The sequence below is a fragment of the Herbaspirillum sp. alder98 genome (assembly GCF_020179755.1).
Taxonomy (GTDB): Bacteria; Pseudomonadota; Gammaproteobacteria; order Burkholderiales; family Burkholderiaceae_D; genus Herbaspirillum.
Genome location: NZ_JAIUCY010000005.1, coordinates 56,391 through 80,876, shown reverse-complemented (window position 1 = coordinate 80,876; position 24,486 = coordinate 56,391). Strand labels below are relative to the sequence as shown.

The following is a 24,486-nucleotide window of genomic DNA, read 5'->3' as shown; positions in this document are numbered from 1 at the left end:
CGATGATGTCTGCGGCATTAGCCGTTATCGAAGCCGTACAGCGCCTGCGGGTTGTCCACCAGGATCTGCTGGCGCACTGCGGCGTCTGGCACCCAGTCATGGAACAGGTCGATCAGCCGGCCGACGTCCGGGGCGCGTTCGCCCATGCGCACATAGGGCCAGTCGGATCCCCACAGCAGGCGTGTCGGGTTGGCCGCTACCAGCGCATCGTGGAAGGGCTCCAAGTCGGCGTAGTCAGGCGCGGCATTGGAAACCCGGCATACCGACAACTTGATCCACACGTCGCCCGCCGCCAGCGCTTTCAGCACCGCCTGGAAGGCCGGGTCGTCCACGCCGCGTTCGACCTTCAGGCAGGCCATGTGATCCAGCACCAACGTCAGTCCGGTGGGGCGCAACCGAGGCAATAGCGACGGATAGGCATCACATGGCGCCCACAGTTGTGCGTGCAGGCCGGCCTGCTTCATGGCCGGCGCCAGTTGCAGCAATTCGTCCACGCCGACGCTACCCTTGAATTTTTCACCGGTCGGCGTGCGCATCTCGACGAAACGCAGGCCTCGGATGCCGCCGTCGTACAGGCGCTGCAACTCTGCCGCCGGCGTTCCTGCCTGCGCTGCGGCGACCCCGCGCACCTGGCCGCGGCTGGCGGCAATGGCGCCAAGGATGGGCCCGGCATCGGTGCCGTAAGGGGCGGGCTGCACCAGCACGCCACGCGCACTGCCGACACTGTCGAGCATTTGTGCATACAGGTCGGCCGGCGCCAGCGGCGGCGGATAGCTGGAAGCCTCGGCGAGCGGAAACTGCGCATACGGTCCGAACACGTGCGCATGTGCGTCGCAAGCCAGTGCGGGCAGGCGATGCAGCGGCGCGGTGGGCATGCGCGGCGTTTCGGTTTCATCGGGAATAAAGCCGCTCATGGCATGGCCTCCTGCGCCACGGTCACACCGGGCGGCAGTTCTGCCAACACTGCAACGCCGTCGCGCTGGCGAACTTCCAGTTGTGGTTCCGGGTGTTCTTCGGGCATTGGAATCTGATGCACGTTAAGTGTCATCGCCACCATCGTGTAATAACCGATGATGGCGCCAAGTTCGACGATGCCGGCCTCGCCGTACAACTGCAGCACGCTTGCATAGCAGGCGTCGTCGACATTGCCGGTCTGCTGTAACTGACGCGCATACTCGTAGACGACAGCGTCGGCGGCATCGGAAAAGCGTGGTGCGCCGCACACGCGAATGGCTTCGGTGACCTCGTCGGGCAGACCACCGACTTGCGCGGCTACCGCGTGGATGGCCCATTCCAGCTGGCTGTTCCAGCGCCGTGCGGCGACGAGGATCGCCAGTTCGCTATGGCGCGGCGGAATGCTGGTGCCGAAGCGCAGCAGCGCGCCCATCTTCTGCCAGCGATCAGCCAGCGCCGGATTATGCAACGCGGCCTTGAGCGGGCCGACCAGGCGCGCTCGGGGACCGCTGACGATGTCGTCGTAGACCGCACGCTGTTCGTCGCTCATGGTCTCCGGCGAGGGAAAGGAAATTCTTGGCATAAAAGCTCCGTCTCTTGGTTGGCTCAGATCACGCCGGCATCGTTCCACGAAGCGATCTGTGCGGCATCGAAACCGAGTTCGCGCAATACTTCGTCGGTGTGCTGGCCCAGCAGCGGCGGCGCCGTGTCGAAGGCCAGCGAGGCCTCGGTGAAGCGCATCGGGCTGCGGATCTGCGGCACCGAGCCGGCGCTCGGGTGGGGAATGTCGATCAGCATCTTGCGATGCTTGACCTGCTCATCTTCGAACACCTGTGGAATCGTGTTGATCGGACTGCACGGCACGCCGGCTGCGTCCAGCAGATGCGCCCATTCCTGCATGCCGCGCGTCTTGAACGCTTCGGTGATCATCGGCAGCAGCGCGGTCTGGTTGCGCACGCGGTTGCCGTTGCTGGCGAAACGTTCGTCGGCCGGCCATTCGGGATGGCCGATGACCTCGCAGAACTTGGCAAACTGGCCGTCGTTGCCGACCACCAGCACGATGTAGCCGTCGGCGCAGGCGAACACATCCTGCGGCTGTATGTTGGGATGCTTGTTGCCGGCGCGTCTGGGCGTCTTGCCGGAGATGAGGTAGTTCATGCCCTGGTTGGCGATGGAGCCGACCATCACATCCAGCATGCCGATGTCGATGTAGTCGCCGGCGCCGGTCTCGGCGCGCCGCGCCAGCGCCGCCAGCACGGCCACCGATGTGTACATGCCGGTCATCAGGTCGACGATGGGCACGCCGACTTTCTGCGGGCCGCCGCCCGGCAGGTCGTCGCGTTCGCCGGTCACGCTCATCAGTCCGCCCATGGCCTGGATCATGAAATCGTAGGCGGCATTGTCAGCCTTGGGACCGGTCTGGCCGAAACCGGTCACCGAGCAATAGATCAGGCCCGGGTTGATCTTCTTCAGGTCGTCATAGGCCAGCCCGAACTTGGCCAGCGTGCCGACCTTGTAGTTTTCCAGCAGGATGTCGGACTGCGCCGCCAGGTCGCGGATGATGCGTTGGCCATCGGCAGTGTTGAGATCCACCGTGATGGAACGCTTGCCGCGGTTACAGGCCAGGTAATAGCCGGCCTCGCGGGTCTCGTTGCCGTCCGCATCCTTGAGGAAAGGTGGCCCCCAGCTGCGGGTGTCGTCACCCACGCGCGGGCGTTCTACCTTGATGACATCGGCGCCCAGATCGGCCAGGACCTGGCCTGACCAGGGGCCGGCGAGGATGCGCGAGAGATCGAGCACCTTGATATGGGAAAGTGGACCTGCCATGGAAAACTCCGATGAAATGTGGTGATGAAATAAACGGTGCGCCTGCTCAGGCCTGGGCGTCGTCCGGCACCGTTGCCAGCGCTGACGGGCGTGCGCAGAACTCAAGATGCCAGGCCGCCAGTCGGGGGTGCCTGGCGCGCCAGTCCAGATCGGCGAAGCGATAGTCGAGGTAGGACAGTGTGCAACCGATGGTGATGTGGCCGATGTCGAAACCACTGGCGGCCAGGGCCGGGGCTTCTGCCTCCAGACGGTCGAGCGCGGCGTCGATCTTAGTGGCAAACGAATCCAGCCAGGCGGGCAACTGCTGGGCGCTGGTCTTCATGCGCTCCTGGCGCCATATCAGCAGGATGGCCAGCATGCCGTCGCCCAGCGCCTGTCGCCGCAGCGCGGTCCAGCGTGCCGGGCCTTGCTGGGGGAACAGGCGGGGGCCGGTGTGCAGGGTGTCGAGGTATTCGCAGATGACCGGCGAGTCATACAGCGGCTCGCCCGAATCGAGTACCAGGGCGGGAATCTGCGACAGCGGGTTGTCGGCCATGATGGCCGGATTGGGCGTGGCGATCGCGGCCACCGAGCGCACATAATCGACGCGCGGTTCGAGGCCGGTTTCCTTGAGCAGAATGACCACCTTGCGCACGAAGGGCGAACGTGGTGACCAATGTAATTTCATGCCGTTTCCTCATCTGTCGATGACCGGTCGCGGCAGAATGACTTGCCGCTACTTCAGTCGTATGTCGAGGCGAATCACGTCGCCCCGGTAAATGCCCCGGCCCACGAATACCACGCGGCCGGACTGGTCCACCGCTGAACGCGTCACATACGCGATCGGCGCATTGAGCGGGATCTGCAGCAAATCCGCGATCTGCGGATCGGCCGACCCCAGCGTCAGGGTCTGATGCGCTTCCACGATCTCCAGGCCGGGCAGATCGCGCAGGATGCGCATCGATGTCTTGGTCTCGAACGACTTCTTCGGGATCCTGGCGCATACCTCGGCGTCGATGTAGACATCGCCCAGGTAGTAAGGCCGGCCATTGCGCCAATGGCGTCGCCGCCAATGCTGGTACGTCTGCGCCATTTCGCCAATGGCCGGATCCACCGGCATCGGCGCCAACTGCTCGCGCTCGGTCAGGATCTCGATGGTGGCTCCTTCCGGCGCCAGCAATTGTCCCGACCAGTCGGTCGCCACCTCGCACCAGAACTGCTCCTGGGGCTTGCCGATCACGAAGGTGCCCTTGGCGCGATAGCGTGCAATGAGCTTTTCTTCTTCCAGCAGATCCAGCGACTGGCGCACCGTGGCGCGCGCAACCTGGCATTCCTCGGCCAGGTCGTCGACCGTCGGGATTTGCGCGCCGACCGGCCATTCGCCCGACTCGACCCGATTCCGGAACAGGCTGGCCAATTGCACATAGCGCGGTACGGCGCTGCGGCTGAAGTCGATGGCGAGCTTGCGCGGGTCGGACAAGGCAGTGTCGGAAGGACGGACGGTTTCTTTTTTCATCAAAGGCTTTCGGGGCAAGGCCGGAACTCGTTCCCGGCGGCTGCAATCGGCTCATTATCGCCGAATCATCCGATAGTTCAAACTTTTGACTTAAGCGATTCCGATGCCGTCTCAGCACCCCTTGAAGGCCGGCGTTCGTTTCTCCAGGAAGGCCTGCATGCCTTCTTTCTGATCCTGCGTGTCGAACAACATCTGGAATGCCCGGCGCTCCAGTGCCAGCGCGGTCTCCAGCGCCACATCCTGCCCTTGCTGCATGACTTCGCGAATGGCGCGCACCGCCAGCGGCGGCATGGCCGCGATGGTCTGCGCCAGCGCCCGGGCGCGTGCCAGCGCCTGGCCATCGGCCACCGCCTCGGACACCATGCCCATCGAGAATGCTTCCCGGCCGCTGACCGGTTCACCGGTAAGGACCAGCTTCATGGTCTGGTATCGGCCAATGGTGCGCAGCAGGCGCTGGGTGCCGCCGGCGCCGGGCATCACGCCGACGCGAATCTCGGGCTGGCCCAGCCTGGCGCTTTCGCCTGCGACGATCAGGTCGCAGCACAGCGCCAGTTCGCAGCCGCCTCCCAGCGCATAGCCTTCGACCGCGGCGATCAGCACCTTGTCGCAACGGCGCAGCACGTTGAAGACGCGGTCGGTGGCCTGCAGCGTATGCGAGGTGGTGGTCATGTCCGTCATCTCGGCGATATCCGTGCCGGCAACGAAATACTTGCCGGCGCCGGTGACGATGATCACGCGCACGGCGGGATCGGCCGACAGCATCTCCACGGCATCGGCCACCAGTTCCTTGACCTGCAGGTTGAGCGCATTGCGGCGCGCCGGACGGTCGATGGTGACCAGCGCCACGGCAGCGTCCAGGCGCTCGCAGCGCACGGGCGGGGTGCCGGATTGTTGATGGGGATCTGGCGTCATCGCATCACACCCTTTCCAGCAGCAGCGAAATGCCCTGGCCGACGCCGATGCACATGGTGCACAGGGCGTAGCGCGCCTGGCGCAGTTCCAGTTCGCGCACGGCGCTCATCACCAGGCGCGCGCCACTCATGCCCAGTGGATGACCCAGTGCGATGGCGCCGCCGTTCGGATTAACATGCTCGGCATCGTCCGGCAGCCCGAGCTGGCGCAATACCGCGATGCCTTGCGAAGCGAAGGCCTCGTTGAGTTCGATCAGGTCGATGTCGCCGATGGACAGCTTGTGTCTTGCCAACAGCTTTTGTGTCGCCGGTACCGGGCCCATGCCCATGACGCGCGGTGCCACGCCGGCGCTGGCCACGCCCAGTACGCGAGCGCGCGGCACCAGGCCATGGCGGGCCGCAGCAGCTTCGGAGGCCACCAGCAGCGCGGCGGCGCCATCGTTGACGCCGGACGAATTGCCAGCGGTGACACTGCCACCGCTGCGAAAGGCTGGCTTGAGGCTGGCCAACTGTTCCAGCGTAGTCCCGGCGCGCGGATGCTCGTCGGCGTCGAACAGCACGGTTTCGCGGCCGCGGCGCACCTGTACGCCGACGATCTCCTGGGCAAAGCGGCCGGCGGCCTGCGCCTTGGCGGCCTTTTCCTGGCTGCGCAGAGCGAAGGCATCCTGGTCGGCGCGGCTGATGCCATGGTCGGCAGCCACGTTTTCGGCGGTGTCGCCCAACGACTCGGTGCCGTACAGCTCGGTCATGCGGGCATTGATCATGCGCCAGCCGATGGTGGTGTCTGCCATCAACGCTTCACGGCTGAATGCCTTCTCTGCCTTGGCCACCACGAACGGCGCCCGGCTCATGCTTTCTACGCCACCCGCCAGATAGAACTCGCCATCGCCGGCGCGGATGGCGCGCACGGCGGTGCCAACGGCGTCCATGCCCGAGCCGCACAGCCGGTTCACGGTCGAGCCGCCGACCTCGATCGGCATGCCGGCCAGCAGCGCCGCCATGCGCGCCACGTTGCGGTTGTCTTCGCCGGCCTGGTTGGCGCAGCCGAGGATGACATCGTCCAGCGTATCCCAGGCGAGGCCAGGATTGCGTTGCATCAGGGCCTTGATGGGCGCTGCGGCCAGGTCGTCGGCGCGTACGCCCGACAGGGAGCCGCCATAACGGCCAATGGGTGTGCGGACTGCGTCGCAGATGAAGGCTTCGATGCTCATGCGGATGGATTTTCGGAGAAAAATGTTCGGTGGGAGAGGGCCATGCGCGCCAGCAAGGGCGACAGGCGATACCGGTCTTCACCATAGCTCTGTGCGAGGTGGCGGATTACCCGTGCGATGTGCTCGATGCCCACGCTGTCGGCCCATGCCAGCGGCCCGCGCGGATAATTCACGCCCTTGAGCATGGCGAGGTCGACATCGGCGGCTCCGGCAATCGCTTGCTGCACAGCGTCGGCGCCTTCGTTCGCCAGCATGGCGACGGTGCGCATGACCACCAGGCCCGGGCAATCGTCCAGCACGACCACCTTCTTGCCGAGCCGGGTAAAAAAGCCGACGGCGACATCGATCGCATGGGCGTCTGCCTGGTCTGCAGGTGCCAGCGCAATGATGCCCGCACTGGGGTAGTCCAGCGCCAGGTCGAATACCACCTGCACGCCGTCGGCGGCGAAACGTTCGGTCGCGCTGCGGCCATCGGTCAGCGCCAGGGTGATGCCGTCGATATGCAGAATGCCGGCGCCATCGGTGACGCGTACGGCCAGTCCGGCCGCATGGGCCAGGTCGATCAACGGGGCGGCCACGCCCAGCTCTCCTTCTGCCGCGACCGACTTGGTCTGATGCGTGCTTGATGCGCTGGTGACGGCGCTGTTGGTCGCGCCGTCTTCATAGCGGAAGAAGCCGCGGCCGCTCTTCTTGCCCAGCCAGCCGGCGTCGACCAGTTCCTTCTGCAGCAATGAGGGCTTGTAGCGCGGGTCCTGATAGAGGGCGTCGTAGACCGACTTGGTGACCGCATAGTTGACGTCGTGGCCGATCAGGTCCATCAACTCGAAGGCGCCCATGCGAAAACCGCCAGCCTCGCGCAGCACCGCATCCAGGGTGGCCGCGTCGGCCGCATTCTCGGCCAGCAGGCGCAAGGCTTCGCCATAGAAAGGTCGGGCAATGCGATTGACGATGAAGCCTGGTGTGGAGCTGCAATGCACCGGGATCTTGCCCCAGGCAAGGGCGGTGTCGAAAATGGTGTCGAGCGCATCCTGCGCACTGGCCTTGCCGCGCACGACTTCAACCAATGGCAGGATGGGCGCGGGATTGAAGAAGTGCATGCCGACCACTCGCTGCGGGCGCTGCAGGCCGGCGGCAATGGCCGTGATCGACAGCGATGACGTGTTGCTGGCGACGATAGCATCCGGGCGCAGCAGTTTCTCTACCGATGCCAGGACCTCGATCTTGATGTCGAGGCGTTCGACAATGGCTTCGATCACCAGTCCTGCTGGCGCCAGGTCGCACAGCGCGCCACCGGACAGGCGCGCCAGACGCTCGTCGTGCTGCGCCTGGTTGATCTTGCCCTTTTGCAGCAGCCTGGCGTAAGTGGCGTGGATGGATTGCAGGCCACGCTCCAGTGCCGCCGGGGCAGCATCGTGCAGCACTACCGGGTGGCCCGCATTGAGCGCCACCTGTACGATGCCGCTGCCCATGGCACCGGCGCCGATGACGCCGATGGTGACTTCCTTGTTCAATGCGGTCATGAAGATTTCCTGAAGGATGAAAACACGTTGATGTCCATTCAGGCTGGTCTTGCCTTGGGCTTCACGCCCACCAGCAGCGTCACCGCGCCCAGCAGCATCCATGCGCCAAAGTAGTACTGGCCGATCGACAGGCTGCCAGTGGTGCTGGAAAGCCAGCCGACCAGCATCGGGCTGAAGACGCTGCCGACGCCGGCCAGCGTGCTCAACAATGCGATGCCGGCAGCCAGCGCGGTGCCCGACAGGAACTGCGCCGGCAAGATCCAGAATGGTCCGGTCAGGCTGAAGGTGCCAGCCGTGACCAGGGTCAGCATGGCCAGCGACAGCGGAATGCTGTTCTGCACCGAAGGCAGTGCGATCCAGCCGATGCCGGCGATGATCGCTGGAATCGCCACGTGCCAGCGGCGCTCGCCGGTGCGGTCCGAGTGACGGGCGTTGAGGTACTGGATCACGATGGCGGCGGCGAAAGGAATGGCCGACAGCAGGCCCACCATAGTGATGCTTTCGACGCCGGCTTTCTTGATGATGGTGGGCAGCCAGAAGAAGATGCCGCCAGTGCCGACCAGCACCGCCACGCCCATGCCGGCCAGCCAGTACAGCTGTGGATTGCCGAGGGCATCGCGCAAGGAATGGCCGCCGCCCTTGGGCTTGTTCGCCTGATCGGCATCCATGTCAGCCTGCACCAGGGCGCGCTGCTCGGCCGAGAGCCATTTGCTGTGCGCCGGTTTGTCGTTCAGGTAGAGGAAGGCGATCACGCCCAGTACACAGGCTGGCAGGCCTTCGACGATGAACAACCATTGCCATCCGCGCATGCCGGCCACGCCTTCGAAGACATGCATCAGCCAACCCGACAGCGGTCCGCCGATCAGGCCGGCCAGCGGAATCGACGCCGTGAAAAGCGCGGTGAAGCGGGCGCGGCGCGACAGCGGTACCCAATAGGTCAGGTACAGCAGCATGCCCGGGAACAGGCCTGCCTCTGCGGCGCCCAGCAGGAATCGCATCACGTAGAAATGCGAGGCGCTGGTCATGAAGGCCAGACCGGCACAGAAAATGCCCCACAGCACCATGATGCGCAGCAGCGTCTTGCGCGCGCCGATCTTTTGCAGCCACAGGTTGCTGGGGACTTCGAACAGGATGTAGCCGACATAGAAGATGCCGGCGCCGATGCCATAGATGGCATCATTGAAACCCAGGTCGGCCAGGAAATGCAGCTTGGCGAAGCCGACGTTGGAACGGTCGATGAAGGAGACCACGTACACCAACATCAAGAACGGCATGATGCGCCACAGGATACGGCGGTAGGTGGCATCGGACAGCGCCAGGCGTTCCTGGGCAGCATTGTGCCCGGTCACGTTGGCGTGATCCACAGGGATGGAATTGGCGTTGCTCATCAGGTCTCCTCGTTCTTTGTTCTTGTCTGAACGATATTGAAAGAAGGCAAGAGATAGCGTGGGAAAGCGATCTTCTTGCTAAATGAATCATTAGGTCATACTTATGGCCTTTAGGCGAAAGAATACCCATCTGGATTTGTGCTGTCAAATGCCGTGTATCGCGACCTTGATGCGAACGCCTGCTGTGGTTCAGTGCGGGCCGGCTGCTGCAGCAATGCTTTCGCCCGGTTCAAATGGGCTAACGCAAGCCGAGGTCAGGGCGATGCTGAATGGTGCCAGGCATGACACGTCCGAACGTCCCCGGTCTTTACGGCGTCTTCAGAAACACGCCATCGTAGATCCTGCGTATCTCGGCCACCGACTCGGGGTCATGCCATTTTTCGACAATGGCGCGGTAATAGGGCTTGCTGCGATTGGCAATCAGCACCTTGTTGACTTGTTCGATGACGCGGCGGCCCCATTCATTTCTGGGGCACATGACCCGATTGAAGACGACTTCGTCGGCTTCCTGCGTGGGGATGGCGACCAGTTCGCCGGCGTGGCCCATCACCCGTGCCTGGTCGAATGCCAGCAGCGGCAACTCGACCATGTAGTCGATGCGCCCGGCCAGCAACATGCCGATCGCCTCGACCTGCTCGGAATAGTTTTCCTTTGGCGGGTATGCCGCCAGCAGCTTGTCCACCGTCGGGCTGTAGGATCGGTCGCGCATGACTGATGTAATGAGCCGATCGTTGCGCAACAAGGCCTGCAGCGATTGCGGCCCCTTGAATTGCGACTGGCGGTCGCGCCGCACGATGATGCGCAGCGGCAGGAAGATCGACGTGGGTAGCGAGAGATAGCCATAGTTTTCACGCTCCGGCGTCTTCAAGGTGCCGTTGTAGCACCAGTGACTGCCCTTCCTTATCTCGCTATTGATGCGCGGAAAAGGCGCCTCCAGCTCCACATGTTCATACTGCGGCAACTGCTCCTTGAGCACCCCCAGGGTCTGGTCAAAGATGCCCTGATGCGCGAACTCTCCAGACCGGATCATGTAGGGCGGAACATTGTATTTTCCCCATACGATCTGGTCTGCTGCCATCGCTGGCGGGAGTGTAGCCATCAGCAGGGGGACCAGCAGGCAATAAAAAAACCTATACAACATCGCCGGCCTTCTTCAAGGATGCCGGAAGCGGCCATTGCGCTATCAGTACCTGGTTGCGGCCTGCCAGTTTTGCACGATACAGCGCGGCGTCGGCGCCATGCAGCAGCGTGCTGATATTTCCGTCCTGCAGCGGCGGCACGCAACTCGCCACGCCGACGCTGACGGTTATGCGTCCGAAATTGGATAGCGTGTGCGGGATGTCGAGGGCGAAGATGGCGTCGCACATGCGGTGCACGATGCTGAGTCCGGATTCGGCATCGGTGTCGGACGCGATCAAGGCAAATTCTTCTCCCCCATAGCGCGCCACGGTGTCACCCGCGCGGCCTACCGCCTGTTGCAGCATGCTGGCGACTTGCCGTAATACGTCATCGCCGGCAATGTGACCGTAGTGATCGTTGTAGTGCTTGAACCAGTCGACGTCGAACAAGGCTACCGTCAACGGACTGCCATTGCGGGCGCAGCGGCGCCATTCCTGTTCAAGCGCCTGATCGAAGCAGCGCCGGTTGGCAATGCCGGTCAGCGCATCGGTCAGGCTGAGCGAGCGAAGCTGTTCGTTGGCCTGCGCCAGGTCGCGGGTGCGCTCGACGATACGCAGTTCGAGCGACTTGTTGAGCGCGCGCAGCGATTCCTTTTCCTGTTCCAGCTCGACATACAGCGCGCGATTCTGCGCCATGTGGCGTCGAAGGCTGGCCAGCATGGCATTGATGGCCTCGGCCAGAAAATGCAGCTCATGCCGCTTGCGCCCCGGCAGCGTGATGCTTTGCTGGGTATCGAGTTGGTTCAGGTCCTGTTGGCTGACGAAAGAGCTGAGCCTGGTGATGGGCGCCCCGAGCCAGCGATGAAACACATACAGAAAGATAAACCACAGCACCAGGGTCTTGATGATGGAGTTGATCAGGATCAGCATGAAGCCGTAGGCCACTTTCTGGACGACCACATGACGGCTGGAATACACCGTCCAGGAGCCGATGTCGTGGCTGCGGTTATGTTCGTCGCGGTACAGGATCGGAAAGTGATGGCCGATGGCGGCGTTCAGGAAGCCGGCGGCGACCGGGCTGCGCGCGCCGTCGTCATCGACATGAATCTGTTTGCCGTCGTTGTCGAAGATGTTGCCCAGCGCGAGCACCAGACGCCCCTGGGGATCCTCGATCTTCACGCCCGTCACCACCGGCAGGTTGCTGATGCCGGTGAGCGTGGCTTTCTGCACGTCGCCCTGAAAGCGCCAGGTCGCGCTGGCCAGGCTGGCGCCAAAGGTCAAGTCCATCGCCATCAACTCGCTGTCGATGCCAGTCTTGGTGTGCTGGTATTCAGCGGCCAGCTGGATGCAGGTGACGATCAGCGTGACGACAAAGTAACTCCCGAAAATGATGCGTAGTAAATGTACAGCCAGGGAATTCTTGGAGAGCAAATTCATGTTCTTAAGCAGGGGGAATGCTTTGCTCAAAGCGAAACAGGTTGCCGGGATCGTATTTCTTTTTTACACGCATCAATCGTGCCAGGTTGGTCCCGTAATAGGCGCTGGCCCAATGCGGCAGTTCACGGCTGGGGAAGTTGACGTATGACTGGCGCAGCATGAATGGCTGCATGGCGTCGAAGTATTCGCTAAGCCACGCCTGCTGCCGGCGCACCACGTCCGGACTATCGATGGGCGCCCATGCGCTTTCCATTTCGAAGATGTAGTTGGCGTTGCGGTGCACGTAGGCAGTGGCGTCGCACGCCACGTCCCGCACCTTGCCGCCGATGGCAAACAGGATGCCCATGTTCTGCGGCAGCAGCGAGCCGCCGGGCCATTTGGTCATCCAGTGCAGCATCGTCTCCAGCGCCTGTGGCGGCAGCGTGTCTGCCACGTAGCTGGAGCGGACGTCATACATGCCGTTCGGATCGTCGGTGATGAGATAGTCGCGCGCCTGCCAGTAGCTCATCTGGCGGATATCGCTCTTGATCGGCTTGACCAGCTTGAGCGCAGGCGCCAGCGCGTCCAGCGCTTTTTCACGCGGGCCGAAGAACTGGCCCAGCGTTGCCACTTGCAGCTGCGCGCGTTTCGGATGCGGGCCGGGAGCGTCGGGATAGGCCTTGGTACGGGTCGAGATAAGTCGGGCGTGGTTCTTTTGTATATCCTGAAGTGTACTCAGCAGTTCGATCTGATTTTCGCCGGGCCAGACGATATTGAAGATCGTCACGTCATCCTTGACCTCGTGCAACTCGAAACTGAAGGCGGTATTGACGCCAAAGTTACCGCCGCCGCCGCCGCGCAGCGCCCAGAACAGGTCCCTGAAGTCGCCCTTGTCGTCGACGCTGACGTGGCGGCCATCGGCCAGCGCCACATCGGTTTGCACCAGGCTGTCGCACGTCAGGCCCGAGTGGGTGGCGGAAAACCCCCAGCCCCCGCCGAGCACCAGGCCGCTGGCGCCGACGGTGGGGCAACGGCCGGATGGAATCGAGAAGTTGGTGCCGCTGAAGGCGTCGGCCATATCCTGGTTGCAGGCGCCGGCCTGGATATAGCCGCGATTCTTGTCCAGATCGAACCACACCTTGTTCATGGCCTTGACGTCGATCAGCAAGCCACTGGTCGTGGAGAAGCCGGCATAGTTGTGGCCGCCCGAGCGAATCGCGAATTTCTGGCGATGGTCGGCCGCCCAGCGCAGGCAGAGCTGGACGTCGTGGGCGTCGGCGCACATTGCCACGGCAAGCGGCAACACATCGGCATAACGCGCATTGTTGGGCGCAGCGGCCATGGCATAGCCCATCTCGCCAGGCAGGATCAGGCGTCCATGCAGGCTGCTGCTCAAAACTCGCAAATTCTTCGGGGAGTGCAAGGCAGGTGCCGCATTGAGCACCCCAGGGTAACTACTCGCATATAACAACGCAGCCCCAGCTTGTAAAAAATTGCGCCGCGGCAAGGCATTGGAATCACGCATTATCACCCTCGCTAAAGTTTATTTTTTCGACCGTAGAATTGAGCCGTTTCGGCGAGCAATTCTAACCTACCCATCTCATTTATCTTTGATTGCACCCTGCAACAACGCCATGACGTTATTAAACGTTAACTATTGATGCTGAAGGCGTTGATGAGCGTTGTTAAATTTTAACGAATCCAGGCGATGCGCATGTTTCAGATCGGAATATCGATATTCGGAAACAAATGATGCATAGTGCAAATCAAGAAAAATGCGTAACTAAAAGCTCGCTAATCCTCGCTTTGGGGAATCGGTCGTGGTTCTACAGTAATTACTGCTTGCCGCCATGATCGAACAAAGATCTCCAGTAAAAGTTAATAAAAGAAAAATCGCCTGCCATTCAAACAATATTTTTTTGTCTTTCCTGAAGTCGGTCTTCCGGCAAGTTCCGACAAGTCTTTCCAGGCTCGCAGAGCGGGTCCGGATATTCCATTTCAGAAGAGGCATACGATGGGTAAGTTGAAAGTAGTGACCAGACTGGCATGCGGGTTTGGCCTGATCATCCTGTTTTTGTTGAGCATTGCCGTGCTGGGGCTATACGGCATGTCCAGGATCAATGGCGCGCTGAGCGACATCACCAGCATCAACAATGTCGAGACGAAACTGGCGGCCACGCTGCGCAATGCGCTCAGTTCGCGCGCCATCATCATTCGCAACATCGCATTGCTCGATGACCCGGTCGCCATGAAGGCCGAGGCCGAGAATCTTGCCAGGCAGGAAAAGACTTATGCCGATGCGTTCGCCGCGCTGCAGAAGATGTTTACAGCCGAGCCCTCCACGACCGCGCGCGAGCGGCAGTTGCTGGATGAAATCAAGGCTGACGAAAATGCCACCGTGCCGTTGATGGCGAAGGCATTGCAACTGGGGTTTGAAAATCAGACGGCAGAAGCCGTCAAGGTGTTGATTTCAGAGGTGCGCCCCAGGCAGGCGAAGTGGATCAAGTCCCTTACCGAGCTGAGCGAGGTCGAGGAAAAACTCAATGAGGAGGCCGCTGCCGCAGCCAGCGCCACGTATGAAAAATTACGCATCTTTACCATTTCGGTCATGCTGATTGCCGCCGTCACCGGGATCCTGGGCGCGGTCCTTATCTCGCGCAGCATCCTCCGGCAACTCGGTGCAGAACCGTCGGAAGCGCAGGCCGTGGCAAGGGATATCGCCAGCGGCGATCTCACCGCCAGTGTTCGCTTGCGGGGGGGCGACGATTCCAGCCTGATGGCCTCGATCGAACTGATGCGTCACCAGCTCAATGTCATCGCCCACGGTATCCGTTCGTCAGCCGAGACGATTTCGGTGGCCAGCGGCCAGATCGCGCAGGGAAATTTCGACCTGTCGCAGCGAACCGAAGAGCAGGCAGCTTCGCTCGAAGAAACCGCTGCCAGCATGGAAGAACTCACCACCGCAGTCCGTCAGAACACCGAACACGCATCCGAGGCGCGCCGTTTGTCATCGGGCGCTTCCGAGATCGCTACTGCAGGCAGCCAGGCCTTCGACCGGGTGGTGGCGACGATGGACCGCATCACTGCCAGCTCGGGAAAGATGTCGGACATCATCGGTGTGATCGAGGGCATTGCGTTCCAGACCAACATCCTGGCGTTGAATGCCGCAGTGGAAGCTGCGCGTGCCGGCGAGCAGGGGCGCGGCTTTGCAGTGGTGGCGAGCGAAGTGCGGTCATTGGCGCAGCGTAGCGCGGTGGCCTCCAAGGAGATCAAGGAACTCATTGGTGAATCGCTCAGCCACGTCGCTGCCGGCTCCGAGCTGGTCGCCAGCAGTGGTCAGCAGATGGCCAGCATCGTGGCCTCGGTGCTGCGCCTGAGCGAAATCATGAATGACATCGCCGCGGCGTCGACCGAACAGAGCAATGGCATCGACCAGATCAATACCGCCGTGGTCCAGATGGATCAGGTCACGCAGCAGAATGCGGCGCTGGTCGAAGAGGCAAGCGCCGCTGCACAATCACTGGCGCATCAGGCCTCAGGCTTGCTGAAAGTGGTGTCGGTATTCAAGATTCGCAATGACCATGGCGTCTTGAACACAGCCACCTATTCTGTTCCTGCACTTTCCTGATGTTTGGATTGTTACGCAATTCGTCGTCGCTTCCTGATCACGCCGACTGCCATCCAGAGCGTGGTCAGGGCGACGATCGTAGTAATCGTCGTCAGGGCGCTGGAAACCGGGGTAAAGGTCAGCAGGGCACTGGCCAGGATGATGCCCGCCGCATTGGCGGTGCGTTGCAGGGCAAAGACTTCGGCTTTTCTGTGCGCAGGAGCGAGGGCATCCAGAGAGAGGGAGTAATGGGTGCTCAATGGCGCGATGACGCAGCCGATCAGGATTGTGCCTAATACCGTCACCAAGAGGGAAATTTCCAGCGCAGCCAATAGCGAACCTGTCGTCATCAGCGCCAGTTGCGCCAGGACCAGCATTCGGGATGATGGTTTGTTGCTGATGCTGACCCATATGCCGCCGGCCACTGAGGCTACGCACAAGGGAATGGTGAACAGCACCGCATGGGCCGGCGCATGGTCGAAGGTCAGTGCCAGGGCCACCGCGCCGATTTCGATGGACGCCACGGTGGCGCCACCGGCCATCGCGCAGAGCAGCCAAAGCGCGATCGATGGCGTGAAGATGCGGCCATCTTTCGACGTGCTGTGCGCGAGCGGACGGGCGGATGCATCGGGGATCAGCAGCGCCGGGAGAGTGCCCAGGGCGGCAATGACGCATAGCGCGAACACGGGAGAGATGCCCCCCAGGACCGACGCCAGTACCGGCGCCAGCACATAGGTCATTTCATTGAGCGTGGCGGCGATGCCGAGCGCGCGCGGTAGCCGGGAGCTTGTGACCAGATGATTGAGTACGGCGCGCACATAACCGTGCGCGGCGCCATTGACCATTCCCGCCAGTGCGGCCAGGACCACCAGGGTCTCGAAAGACACCCGGGTCCAGGCGCCGAGTGCCATCGCTGCCAGCGCCATCGAGCGTAATGCCACCAGTGCCCTCAGGAACTTCACCGCAGAAAACCGGGCGCCGAAGCGCGTGATCGGAATCACGCCGATGACCTGGGCGATGGTCATGGCGAGAATCATTGCGGCGCCGCCGCTGGTCTGGCCGGTCAGCGACAACGCCAGCAATGAAAACGCCACAGGGCCTGCGGCCTGAGGCAGGTTCAAGGTCGCCGAGGCGATGAACCATCGAATCAACGGTCTCATGCCGTGATGCGATTGGGGTGATGCGGGGGAGGAATCCTTGTGGCTCGTCTCTAAGCTATATGTCATTTCTGAATCACGCTCGGTGGCATGTTTTTTGTGGGGCGCTCTCCCCATGGCCGGATCAGGTTCGATCAGGCGCGCCATTGTATCTTCTTCGCCGCGCGCCGACCGGGGCGCCCGATATAATACGGGCCCGATCATGCTGTCGCCCTGGTCCCCGTACCGATCCCCGGAAGATGAAGCTGCCTACGCCAACAAGAAATCCGTTAGTCCAACTCAGCCGGCAGGAGCTGGCGCTGATCCTGGTCACGATGTTCTGGGGCACCACCTTCGTGGTGGTGCAGAACGCGATGAATTATGCGGGACCGCTGTTCTTCGTCGGGCTGCGCTTCCTGACGGCGGGAATGATCGGCATGCTGCTGTTTTCAAAGTCGCTGGCCGGCATGAACCGCCGTGATCTGCTGGCCGGTTCACTGATCGGGGTCGGACTGTTTGCCGGTTATGCGCTGCAGACGCATGGCATGCAAACCATCAGCGGTAGCAAATCGGCGTTCATTACCGCGCTGTACGTGCCGATCGTGCCGCTGCTGCAATGGGCGGTGCTGCGCCGGCCGCCGCATTTCATGAGTGTCGTCGGCGTTGTGTTTGCCTTCGCCGGCCTGCTGCTGCTGGCCGATCCCGACGATGGGACGTTGCACCTCGGGCCGGGTGAGATCGCCACCCTCATCGGCGCGTTCGCGATCGCGGCCGAGATCATCCTGATCGGTCATTTCGCGGGCAAGGTCGATGTCCAGCGCGTGACCATCATCCAGTTGCTGGTGGCCGGCGGGCTGTCGCTGCTGCTGATGCCCGTCCTGGGCGAAAAGCTGCCTTCGTTTTCGTGGGTCTGGCTGCTGTCGGCGGTGGGACTTGGGGTGGCCAGCATCATCATCCAGCTGGCGATGAACTGGGCGCAGAAGTCGGTCTCGCCGACGCGCGCCACGGTGATCTATGCGGGCGAACCGGTCTGGGGTGGCCTGGCAGGCCGCCTGGCGGGCGACCGCTTGCCCGCGATTGCCATTCTCGGCGCCGCATTGATCGTCATCGGGGTGCTCGTTAGCGAAATGCGATTTTCGTGGCGGCGAAAGAAAGTCGCCGCGGGAGAGTAATAACCATGGCGCGCTGAAGCGCCATGGCATCGTCTACTCACTGCAATAGGCGCTTAGCGCAGGCGAATCTCGACAAACCGGTTGCCTGGTTCCGGCACGCCCTTCTTCTGCGGCACACGCGGCTCGCGCGCCCCTTTGCCCACTACTTCAATACTCAAGGGCTCGATCTTGGCGCGCACCAGTTCACGCTCGATCAGGCGCGCCCGGCGCACCGACAGGGTCTCGTTGTTGGCGTCGCTGCCGATATTGTCCGCATGGCCGACCAGGATGAATTCACCCGCCGGGAAGCTGCGGAATTCAATCACGGCTTCTTCCAGTACCTTGCGCGAGGCGGCGGTCATGCGGTCACTGCCAAGCTCGAAGAACAATTCATAACTGCGCGGGCGCTTGGGCAGGTTCTGCATCACCGGCGCATAGCGGGCCTGCACCTCGGCGTCGCTCAGGGTGGCGCTCTTGGCGGCGCGGCCGGTCTGGGTCTCGACCGAGGCGTAGGGTGTGGCGAGGGCCGTTTCACCGCTGGCGGTCTTGACCACGATGCTGCTGCTTGAGCCATCGGCCTGGGGCAACAACACGAACCTTTCCTTGGGGCCGCTGGCGCACGCGGTGAGAACACCGCAGCAGGCGATGATCAGCAGGATCTTATTCATCGGCCACCTCGACGATGAAGTCGGTGCCACGGATGCCGATGGTCGCGGTGGGTGTGGCCACCTGCTGGCTTTGCGGCGAGTGCTTGCCGATCAGGCCCGATACGTAGCGCAGCGTGCCCTTGGCCAGGCGCACCGCGATCTTGCCGTCGCCGGCGCTTTCATTGAAGGCGAAATCTTCCAGCACGAAGGTGGATTTAGGGCCGAGTGACATCAGCGTGTCGTCGCGCAAGGTGATGCCGGCGGCGGCATCCACCCCCGTCACGACCCGGTCGCCGGGGTAAAGCCTGAGTCCGACGCTGGCGGCGCTGTCCTGCCCCTGACGCTCGACCTTGACGTCGCCCTTGAGTACCTTGACGATGCCGGCCTGCGCCGGTTGCTGGGCGCGGGCGTCCTGCGTAGCGGCCAGCAGGCCGACCAGCGCCAGCGCTACCAGCGATGGACGCTGAATGAAAGGTGAAATCCCCGACGACTGCATGAAGCCCTCCCCGTAAGCTGATGATTGTGCGCGGCTTATTTTTTTCCGCAGATTATTCGGGCAATTATAAGCAGAGTTTTAATCGGAATTGTTTTTCAATCACTAATTAATGCATTGCATCAAAGCGTCGCAAGTCCGCGCTGGCGTGCCTTGGCGTTCTGATGTTGTGTCCCTGCCGGGTCGCATTTTGGTCGTTGGCATGCGCTTCAGATGAAGCCACCGGACCGGGCATGACAGTAGTCCTGAAGTTGTAAAAAAGCAAGATAAAGGGGTTTCCAGCTAAGTGTGCAATCTGCGACGATTTTATTTTCGTCCTGGTCGGGTTGTAATCGTTGTCGCCGTGCCGGCGAACGCCGGTACCCAGGGTCTACGCTTGCGCCAATCAGGGATGACGAGAGGTGCGGCGCATGATCAATGCCGCGCAAAACGCGACCAGCGCGGCGACCAGAAAGACGCGCGAAAAGCCGACGCCGTAAGCGTGCCGCACCATCAGCGCTGCAGCGGTATGCTGCTGCGGCAACAGGCGGGCCGCGCCGTCGATGTCGCCGGCCATCGCGCGTGATACGAATTCGGTCGCATGCGGGCTATCCAGTTTGAGCAGCCCTTCGATCATTGCCTGTCGTGCGTTTTCCGCCAGCACCGCGCCCAATCCGGCGAATCCCGCCAGCACCCCGGTGAAGCGCGACGTGGTGCTGATGCCCGAAGCCATGCCGGCGCGTTCGGGCGGCACGTTGCTCATGATGGCCTTCTGGGTCTCGCCGTTGAGCAGGCCGCCGCCGCATCCCAGTACCGCCATGCCAATGACGATGAATGGCGTGCTGCCCGCATCGGCCGCAAAAGCCAACACCAGATTGCCAAGCGCCACGACTGACAGGCCAAGCACCACGATAGTCGATGAACGCAGTCGTCGCGCCAGCGCTCGGCCTGCCTGCGGCAACAGCAGCATGGCCACGGCAAACGGCAGCATCGCCGCCCCGGCGGCAGCGGCTTGCATGCCGCGCGCATTCTGCAGGAACAACGGCAACAGGGACGCCATCACCTGTGCCGCAGCGGCATAGGCGAACATTGCCGTCACCGAGCCGACGAAGCTGCCACGGCGAAACAGCGACAGCTCCAGCATCGGCTGGATGCGTCTGCGTTCGATGACGATGAACAGCCAGAACAGCAGAATGCCGCCTGTGCTCCTGGCCAGGAAGGCCGCGCTGGTCCAGCCATGCTCGGGTCCGGTGATCAATGCCCAGGTCAGCATGAAGATGGCGCAGGAAAACGTGGCAATGCCCGGCAGGTCAAGCGCCCGTGGCGTCGCGCTGCGTGATTCGGGAATGTGGCCGATGACTGCCAGCGCCAGTCCCAGGCAAGCAGGCAGGTTGATGGCAAAGGCCCAGCGCCAGCCCATCAGCGTGTTGATAGCGCCGCCGATCAGGGGTGCGGCGACCATGGTCAGTCCCATGATGCCGCCCCAGAAAGCCCAGGCTTGTGCGCGCCTGGTTTCGTCGTGGAAGGCATGACCGATGATGGCCAGGGCCGGCGCCAGCAGAAAGGCGGCGCCAATGCCCTGGGCGGCCCGCGCCATGTAGAGCGCCCGGATCGATGGCACCAGTGCGCACGCCAGCGATGCCAGCGCGAACAGGGTGAGGCCGCACAGGAAGACGCGCTTGCGTCCATAGCGGTCTGCCACTGACCCGGCCGGCAACAGCAAGGCAGAAAAGCACAATACATAAGTGCTCACCACCCATTCGATATCGGCAAAGGATGCGCCCAGTTCGCGTGAGATGGTCGGCAGGATGATGCCCACCACATTGGTATCGAGCACCGTCATGGCGCAGCCCAGCGAAGCCGTCAGCAGGATGCGCTGGGTGGGATTGGCGAACAGGGCGCGCACGATATCTGCTCCGGCTTTCCAGCTCTGGCGCCTGCTTATTTCAGCGCGGCTGCGCCGGCCCTGGCGATTTCTTCGTCATGTTGCGGCGTGTCTGCCGACACGCCGATGGCGCCCACGATCTGGCCATCCGCCACCAGCGGCAGGCCGCCCCGCATCAACACAAAGCCACGTGCCGTGGCGGCTGCCGGGCGGTTGCCGTTGATCGCATCTTCCAGTGCGCCGCTGGGGCGGCGGAAAAGCGCTGCAGTGCGCGCCTTGCCGGGGGCGATCTCGACCCCCGCCGGCACGGCCGCGTTGTCCATGCGCACCAGCGTCAATGGCAGGCCGGCGGCGTCCACTACCGAAATCACGCAGGGCCAGTTCTCGGCTTCGGCCTTGGCCTGTGCGGCTTGCATGACCTGCTGTGCGGCAGCCAGCGTCAGCACTGGCCTGGTCGGCAGGTTGGCAGCCGTTGCCAGTTGCGTTGCAGCCAGCGCCAGCGCGCCCAGCGAAAGGGTAAGTGTGTTCTTGAACATGTCAGGCTCCTTGATGAAAACGAATGGAAGAGCCGTTCATTCAATCATTAAATATAATTCGTTTCAATTAATGTAAATGTGCATTTAATTAGTCTGTAACTAATTGATGAAAGGGCCGGCAATGGAGCTGCGTCACCTGCGTTACTTCCTGGCCGTGGCTGACGAGTTGCACTTCGCACGTGCCGCAGAAATACTGGGCATCGCGCCACCGACATTGAGCGTGCAGATCCAGCAGATCGAGCGTCAATTGCAGGTGCAACTGTTCGTGCGCACCAAACGGTCAGTGGCCTTGACGGCCGCCGGCCTGACATTCGCCGAACAGGCGCGCGCCGTGCTGGCGCAATTCGACCAGGCGCTGACAGCCGGCCGGCGCGCCGGTCGGGGCGAGCTGGGCAAGGTCGAGATCGGTTATGTCGGCTCGGCCGTCTTCGGTGGTGTCCTGCAGCGCCAGATCAGCGCGTTCCGGCATGATTGGCCGGATACCGAAGTCCAGGTCCGCGAATGGGAGATGAGCAGTCTGTCGAGCGCCCTGGAAGAAGGGCAGGTCGATATTGCCTTCGTGCGCATGCCGTTGGCACTGGCGCCATCCTTGCAGTCACATGTGTTGCTGCGGGATCGTTTTGTCCTGGCGTTGCCGGCTGATCACCGTTTGGCGGACACGGGCGTACCGATCCGGGCCAGGGCGCTTGCGGGCGAGGCCTTTGTGGTGCCAGAGCAGGAACTGGGCAGCCGCGAAATCTACCGCCGGGGTGGCTTCGTCCCGCGCGTGGAGCGTCGGCCAGGCAGCCTGCTGGCGGTATTGGCGGAAGTGTCGCTGGGCGCCGGCGTGGCGGTGGTGCCGGGTGTGGTGACGGGCGTGATCGATCTGCCCAACGTCATCTACAGGCCCATGGCGGGAGCGGCCATCGGGTCGGAGGTGGCGGCGGTGTTTCGCAGATACGAGCGTTCGCCGGTGGTCAAGAACATGATTGCAGCCATTCGCAAGAGCGTGCCATTGGCGCTCGGTTCAATCGTTGGCTGAGCGGAACAGGTCACGTATCGCGTCTGCGGTCCTGATGACGGTCGGTGTTGTTTTTTCGGGCTCGTGCATATGGGGGAGCAAACGCAGCGATTCCTTCCTGACCACCGCATAGCATTCGCAGCTCAGCATTTCCAGTCGTGGCCGGTCCAGCACCGTCAAGCGGCCGCGGTTATATTCGATGACGCCGTGTCGCTGCAACTTGCCGGCGGCTTCGTTGACGCCTTCGCGCCGCACGCCGAGCATGTTGGCGATCAATTCCTGGGTCATCGTCAACTGGTTGGTCGACAAGCGATCCAGCGATAGCAAGAGCCAGCGGCACAGCTGCTGGTCGATCGAGTGATGGCGATTGCAGGCGGCGGTCTGCGACATCTGCGTCATCAGGCTTTGCGCATAGCGCAGCAGCAGTTGCAATGTATCCGGGTTGCTTCGGAATTCCTCGCGAAAGCGGTGCGCCGACAGGCGGTAGGCGCCGCCGGCACTTTGGACCACTGCCCTGCTGGGCGTGCTTTCGCCGCCCATCAGGACGGCAATTCCCAGGAAACCGTCATTGCCGACCACCGAGATCTCGGCCGATGCGCCGCTTTCCATCACATACAAGAGCGACACGATGGCATCGATCGGGAAGTAGACGTGCTCCAGCGTGTCGCCCGATTCGTACAGGGTCGTGCCCAGCGGCAGGGAAATCCATTCGAGGTGGGCAAAAAGACGTCTTCGCGCTTCGAGTGAAAGAGCGGCTAGAAGGTGGTTCTTCAGTGGCGCGTTCTGTGGCATATGGTCCTTATGTCATGTAGGTATTATTGGTGGACTTGCGGACGTACATCGCAGTATAGGCAATAGATCCCTTTCGCTGCGGGAAATGCTGCATGAAGTGACGGAAGTGGCGGCGCACGCCGAAGGGCCGCCCGCATGCGGACGGCCCAGATCGAGGCATTGTGGGCAGTTATGCGGGCATCAGGCCGGTCGGCCGGGTATCGGCGCCTTGTTTGCGACGGCGACGGGTGGCGGCAAAGCCCACCAGGGCAAGTCCGCCCAGCATCATTGCGGTGGTGGATGCTTCAGGCACTGCGGCGACACTCAGGTTGCCGCCAAAGCTGCCGCCGCCGGTGCCGGTTATCGAACCGATGGCCGAGAGCGTATAGAGCCCCGAGCTAAGATTGGATGCGCTCAGCGTCCAGGTCTGCAATCCGGCGCTGGAGGTCAGGGTGCCGGTCGAGGTGACGCCGTTGCCGCTGAGGCTGAAGCTGGTGATGTCGAGCCCCGAGAGCGAACTGAGGGTGATCGAAATCACAGCCGAGGTGAGCGTGAAGAGCGATCCCTGCGTGAAGGTGAAGCTCTCGGTGAAGGTCTTGGTCGAGGTGCCGGCGCCGAAGGATGCACCTAACGAAGAAGTAAGGTTGTTGGTGAAGGTGATCGCGGAAGTGTTGTTGAGGTCGGTGGCGGCGTAGGAGGCGGCGCTGCAGAGTAGCGATGCGCTGACGAATAACGCGGAAATTGCTTTTTTCACAAGATGCCTCTTTATAAATGGTAACTCGGGGGAGAAGAACCTGATTTTTTGTAGAGACTGACGACTGACGGTATGGCGGGCGCTTTCAACGTGACGGGATAAAGCGCGCTTAGGAGAGGACGAGGGCAACGCATCAGCGATATTTTTATTAATCTGGCCCGTACTCAGAATCGTCGTTCTCCAGCGACACGTCTGTACGGTGACGAACATTGCGGAGTTATTTCTCGTCAATGCAGGTGTAAAGATATATATCTTTACTGCGCGAGGTCGCACTGACAGTCAGCGCCTACATGCGCATGGCAGGTTGGCTTATGGCGATTGGAATGGCATCGGCGGACACTGGCCTCACTGCGCACATCGCGTAGCAACCAGCGCTTGAACAGGAGTACTGATATGTCGAACCAGAACCAAGGCGGCACCCGCGGTGGAAGTTCCGAGCAGCATTCACAAGCCGGTCAGCAAAGCCACAAGAACGATCAACAGAACCAGAGCAGTGACTCGTCTCGCCAGCAGCCCGGTCAGCAGAGTCAGAAGAGTGACCAGCAGAATCAGAGCAGCGATTCGTCCCGCCAGCAGCAGGGGGGCACGCGCGAGCAGAATGTCCAACCCGGTCAGCAAGGCCAGAAGGCCGATCAGCAAAATCAGGGCAGCGGCTCTTCCAGTCAGAAGAAGTAAATCAGCGCACCA

23 protein-coding genes are annotated in these 24,486 nt (G+C 62.2%); 4 read left to right on the top strand and 19 right to left on the bottom strand.

Annotation, left to right across the window (positions count from 1 at the left end; translation table 11 throughout):
- Positions 1 to 17: 17 nt before the first annotated feature.
- From LBW87_RS13235 to LBW87_RS13180, 12 genes are all read right to left on the bottom strand, one after another.
- Positions 18 to 914 (bottom strand): amidohydrolase family protein, encoded by an 897-nt coding sequence (locus tag LBW87_RS13235; RefSeq protein ID WP_225201962.1) that lies wholly within the window; start codon positions 912 to 914, stop codon positions 18 to 20.
- Positions 911 to 1,537 (bottom strand): carboxymuconolactone decarboxylase family protein, encoded by a 627-nt coding sequence (locus LBW87_RS13230; RefSeq protein ID WP_225201960.1) that lies wholly within the window; start codon positions 1,535 to 1,537, stop codon positions 911 to 913. Before LBW87_RS13230 ends, LBW87_RS13235 begins: the two co-directional genes overlap by 4 nt.
- A 23-nt stretch (positions 1,538 to 1,560) precedes the next feature.
- Positions 1,561 to 2,781, bottom strand: a complete 1,221-nt coding sequence (locus LBW87_RS13225; RefSeq protein ID WP_225201959.1) for a CaiB/BaiF CoA transferase family protein — start codon at positions 2,779 to 2,781, stop codon at positions 1,561 to 1,563.
- Between the two features lie 46 nt (positions 2,782 to 2,827).
- Positions 2,828 to 3,448, bottom strand: coding sequence for a glutathione S-transferase family protein (locus LBW87_RS13220; RefSeq protein WP_225201958.1), 621 nt, complete (start codon positions 3,446 to 3,448; stop codon positions 2,828 to 2,830).
- 48 nt (positions 3,449 to 3,496) lie between these two features.
- Complete coding sequence (locus tag LBW87_RS13215) at positions 3,497 to 4,276, bottom strand: GntR family transcriptional regulator (protein ID WP_225201957.1); 780 nt, start codon at positions 4,274 to 4,276, stop codon at positions 3,497 to 3,499.
- Positions 4,277 to 4,387: 111 nt separating this feature from the next.
- Positions 4,388 to 5,188, bottom strand: coding sequence for an enoyl-CoA hydratase-related protein (locus LBW87_RS13210; protein ID WP_225201955.1), 801 nt, complete (start codon positions 5,186 to 5,188; stop codon positions 4,388 to 4,390).
- Between the two features lie 4 nt (positions 5,189 to 5,192).
- Positions 5,193 to 6,398 (bottom strand): 3-oxoadipyl-CoA thiolase, encoded by a 1,206-nt coding sequence (gene pcaF / locus LBW87_RS13205; RefSeq protein WP_225201954.1) that lies wholly within the window; start codon positions 6,396 to 6,398, stop codon positions 5,193 to 5,195.
- Positions 6,395 to 7,918 (bottom strand): 3-hydroxyacyl-CoA dehydrogenase, encoded by a 1,524-nt coding sequence (locus LBW87_RS13200; RefSeq protein ID WP_225201953.1) that lies wholly within the window; start codon positions 7,916 to 7,918, stop codon positions 6,395 to 6,397. The genes pcaF and LBW87_RS13200 overlap by 4 nt, the downstream gene beginning before the upstream one ends.
- 38 nt (positions 7,919 to 7,956) lie before the next feature.
- Positions 7,957 to 9,306, bottom strand: a complete 1,350-nt coding sequence (locus LBW87_RS13195; RefSeq protein WP_225201951.1) for an MFS transporter — start codon at positions 9,304 to 9,306, stop codon at positions 7,957 to 7,959.
- A gap of 307 nt (positions 9,307 to 9,613) precedes the next feature.
- Entirely contained in the window at positions 9,614 to 10,447 is an 834-nt protein-coding gene (locus tag LBW87_RS13190; RefSeq protein ID WP_265112951.1) for a TIGR02285 family protein, read from the bottom strand.
- Positions 10,437 to 11,861, bottom strand: a complete 1,425-nt coding sequence (locus tag LBW87_RS13185; protein WP_225201949.1) for a diguanylate cyclase — start codon at positions 11,859 to 11,861, stop codon at positions 10,437 to 10,439. Before LBW87_RS13185 ends, LBW87_RS13190 begins: the two co-directional genes overlap by 11 nt.
- A gap of 4 nt (positions 11,862 to 11,865) precedes the next feature.
- Entirely contained in the window at positions 11,866 to 13,236 is a 1,371-nt protein-coding gene (locus LBW87_RS13180; RefSeq protein ID WP_225201948.1) for an FAD-binding oxidoreductase, read from the bottom strand.
- Between the two features lie 618 nt (positions 13,237 to 13,854).
- Between LBW87_RS13180 and LBW87_RS13175 the strand changes: the two genes are divergently transcribed.
- Positions 13,855 to 15,468 carry a methyl-accepting chemotaxis protein gene (locus tag LBW87_RS13175; protein ID WP_320442731.1) on the top strand — a complete coding sequence of 538 codons (1,614 nt, stop codon included), beginning with the start codon at positions 13,855 to 13,857 and terminating at the stop codon, positions 15,466 to 15,468.
- Between the two features lie 11 nt (positions 15,469 to 15,479).
- Here the strand turns inward: LBW87_RS13175 and LBW87_RS13170 are convergent, their stop codons facing one another.
- Positions 15,480 to 16,751, bottom strand: a complete 1,272-nt coding sequence (locus LBW87_RS13170; RefSeq protein WP_225201947.1) for an MFS transporter — start codon at positions 16,749 to 16,751, stop codon at positions 15,480 to 15,482.
- A 92-nt stretch (positions 16,752 to 16,843) separates the two neighbouring features.
- Here LBW87_RS13170 and LBW87_RS13165 point away from each other — a divergent pair, with 92 nt between their 5' ends.
- Positions 16,844 to 17,755 carry a DMT family transporter gene (locus LBW87_RS13165; protein ID WP_225201946.1) on the top strand — a complete coding sequence of 304 codons (912 nt, stop codon included), beginning with the start codon at positions 16,844 to 16,846 and terminating at the stop codon, positions 17,753 to 17,755.
- Positions 17,756 to 17,808: 53 nt separating this feature from the next.
- Here the strand turns inward: LBW87_RS13165 and LBW87_RS13160 are convergent, their stop codons facing one another.
- From LBW87_RS13160 to LBW87_RS13145, 4 genes are all read right to left on the bottom strand, one after another.
- Positions 17,809 to 18,402, bottom strand: coding sequence for an OmpA family protein (locus tag LBW87_RS13160; RefSeq protein ID WP_225201945.1), 594 nt, complete (start codon positions 18,400 to 18,402; stop codon positions 17,809 to 17,811).
- Positions 18,395 to 18,877 (bottom strand): FecR domain-containing protein, encoded by a 483-nt coding sequence (locus tag LBW87_RS13155; RefSeq protein ID WP_225201944.1) that lies wholly within the window; start codon positions 18,875 to 18,877, stop codon positions 18,395 to 18,397. The genes LBW87_RS13160 and LBW87_RS13155 overlap by 8 nt, the downstream gene beginning before the upstream one ends.
- A gap of 382 nt (positions 18,878 to 19,259) precedes the next feature.
- Positions 19,260 to 20,759, bottom strand: coding sequence for an MFS transporter (locus tag LBW87_RS13150; protein ID WP_225201943.1), 1,500 nt, complete (start codon positions 20,757 to 20,759; stop codon positions 19,260 to 19,262).
- A 35-nt stretch (positions 20,760 to 20,794) separates the two neighbouring features.
- The gene (locus LBW87_RS13145) at positions 20,795 to 21,274 is read right to left on the bottom strand and encodes a GlcG/HbpS family heme-binding protein (protein WP_225201941.1); all 480 of its coding nucleotides are present in this window, start codon (positions 21,272 to 21,274) and stop codon (positions 20,795 to 20,797) included.
- 121 nt (positions 21,275 to 21,395) lie between these two features.
- Here LBW87_RS13145 and LBW87_RS13140 point away from each other — a divergent pair, with 121 nt between their 5' ends.
- Complete coding sequence (locus LBW87_RS13140) at positions 21,396 to 22,295, top strand: LysR substrate-binding domain-containing protein (RefSeq protein ID WP_225201939.1); 900 nt, start codon at positions 21,396 to 21,398, stop codon at positions 22,293 to 22,295.
- On the opposite strand, the gene LBW87_RS13135 is transcribed toward LBW87_RS13140, so the two are convergent.
- Both LBW87_RS13135 and LBW87_RS13130 read right to left on the bottom strand, forming a co-directional pair.
- Positions 22,281 to 23,066: a Crp/Fnr family transcriptional regulator gene (locus LBW87_RS13135; RefSeq protein WP_225201937.1), complete on the bottom strand. Its 786-nt coding sequence runs from the start codon at positions 23,064 to 23,066 to the stop codon at positions 22,281 to 22,283. The genes LBW87_RS13140 and LBW87_RS13135 overlap by 15 nt on opposite strands.
- A 169-nt stretch (positions 23,067 to 23,235) precedes the next feature.
- Positions 23,236 to 23,799: an FxDxF family PEP-CTERM protein gene (locus LBW87_RS13130; RefSeq protein WP_225201936.1), complete on the bottom strand. Its 564-nt coding sequence runs from the start codon at positions 23,797 to 23,799 to the stop codon at positions 23,236 to 23,238.
- Between the two features lie 393 nt (positions 23,800 to 24,192).
- Between LBW87_RS13130 and LBW87_RS13125 the strand changes: the two genes are divergently transcribed.
- On the top strand, positions 24,193 to 24,474 hold the full coding sequence (locus tag LBW87_RS13125; protein WP_225201935.1) for a hypothetical protein: 282 nt from the start codon (positions 24,193 to 24,195) through the stop codon (positions 24,472 to 24,474).
- The last annotated feature ends 12 nt before the right edge of the window (positions 24,475 to 24,486 follow it).

What these genes read in the sequence shown, in the direction of transcription:
- LBW87_RS13235 (WP_225201962.1), bottom strand. Translation starts at nt 914, where the DNA reads ATGAGCGGCTTTATTCCCGATGAAACCGAAACGCCGCGCATGCCCACC.
- LBW87_RS13195 (WP_225201951.1), bottom strand. Translation starts at nt 9,306, where the DNA reads ATGAGCAACGCCAATTCCATCCCTGTGGATCACGCCAACGTGACCGGG.
- LBW87_RS13175 (WP_320442731.1), top strand. Translation starts at nt 13,855, where the DNA reads ATGGGTAAGTTGAAAGTAGTGACCAGACTGGCATGCGGGTTTGGCCTG.
- LBW87_RS13230 (WP_225201960.1), bottom strand. Translation starts at nt 1,537, where the DNA reads ATGCCAAGAATTTCCTTTCCCTCGCCGGAGACCATGAGCGACGAACAG.
- LBW87_RS13220 (WP_225201958.1), bottom strand. Translation starts at nt 3,448, where the DNA reads ATGAAATTACATTGGTCACCACGTTCGCCCTTCGTGCGCAAGGTGGTC.
- LBW87_RS13125 (WP_225201935.1), top strand. Translation starts at nt 24,193, where the DNA reads ATGTCGAACCAGAACCAAGGCGGCACCCGCGGTGGAAGTTCCGAGCAG.
- LBW87_RS13215 (WP_225201957.1), bottom strand. Translation starts at nt 4,276, where the DNA reads ATGAAAAAAGAAACCGTCCGTCCTTCCGACACTGCCTTGTCCGACCCG.
- LBW87_RS13140 (WP_225201939.1), top strand. Translation starts at nt 21,396, where the DNA reads ATGGAGCTGCGTCACCTGCGTTACTTCCTGGCCGTGGCTGACGAGTTG.
- LBW87_RS13210 (WP_225201955.1), bottom strand. Translation starts at nt 5,188, where the DNA reads ATGACGCCAGATCCCCATCAACAATCCGGCACCCCGCCCGTGCGCTGC.
- LBW87_RS13185 (WP_225201949.1), bottom strand. Translation starts at nt 11,861, where the DNA reads ATGAATTTGCTCTCCAAGAATTCCCTGGCTGTACATTTACTACGCATC.
- LBW87_RS13165 (WP_225201946.1), top strand. Translation starts at nt 16,844, where the DNA reads ATGAAGCTGCCTACGCCAACAAGAAATCCGTTAGTCCAACTCAGCCGG.
- LBW87_RS13135 (WP_225201937.1), bottom strand. Translation starts at nt 23,066, where the DNA reads ATGCCACAGAACGCGCCACTGAAGAACCACCTTCTAGCCGCTCTTTCA.
- LBW87_RS13200 (WP_225201953.1), bottom strand. Translation starts at nt 7,918, where the DNA reads ATGACCGCATTGAACAAGGAAGTCACCATCGGCGTCATCGGCGCCGGT.
- LBW87_RS13170 (WP_225201947.1), bottom strand. Translation starts at nt 16,751, where the DNA reads ATGGCGCGCCTGATCGAACCTGATCCGGCCATGGGGAGAGCGCCCCAC.
- LBW87_RS13190 (WP_265112951.1), bottom strand. Translation starts at nt 10,447, where the DNA reads ATGTTGTATAGGTTTTTTTATTGCCTGCTGGTCCCCCTGCTGATGGCT.
- LBW87_RS13155 (WP_225201944.1), bottom strand. Translation starts at nt 18,877, where the DNA reads ATGCAGTCGTCGGGGATTTCACCTTTCATTCAGCGTCCATCGCTGGTA.
- pcaF (WP_225201954.1), bottom strand. Translation starts at nt 6,398, where the DNA reads ATGAGCATCGAAGCCTTCATCTGCGACGCAGTCCGCACACCCATTGGC.
- LBW87_RS13145 (WP_225201941.1), bottom strand. Translation starts at nt 21,274, where the DNA reads ATGTTCAAGAACACACTTACCCTTTCGCTGGGCGCGCTGGCGCTGGCT.
- LBW87_RS13160 (WP_225201945.1), bottom strand. Translation starts at nt 18,402, where the DNA reads ATGAATAAGATCCTGCTGATCATCGCCTGCTGCGGTGTTCTCACCGCG.
- LBW87_RS13225 (WP_225201959.1), bottom strand. Translation starts at nt 2,781, where the DNA reads ATGGCAGGTCCACTTTCCCATATCAAGGTGCTCGATCTCTCGCGCATC.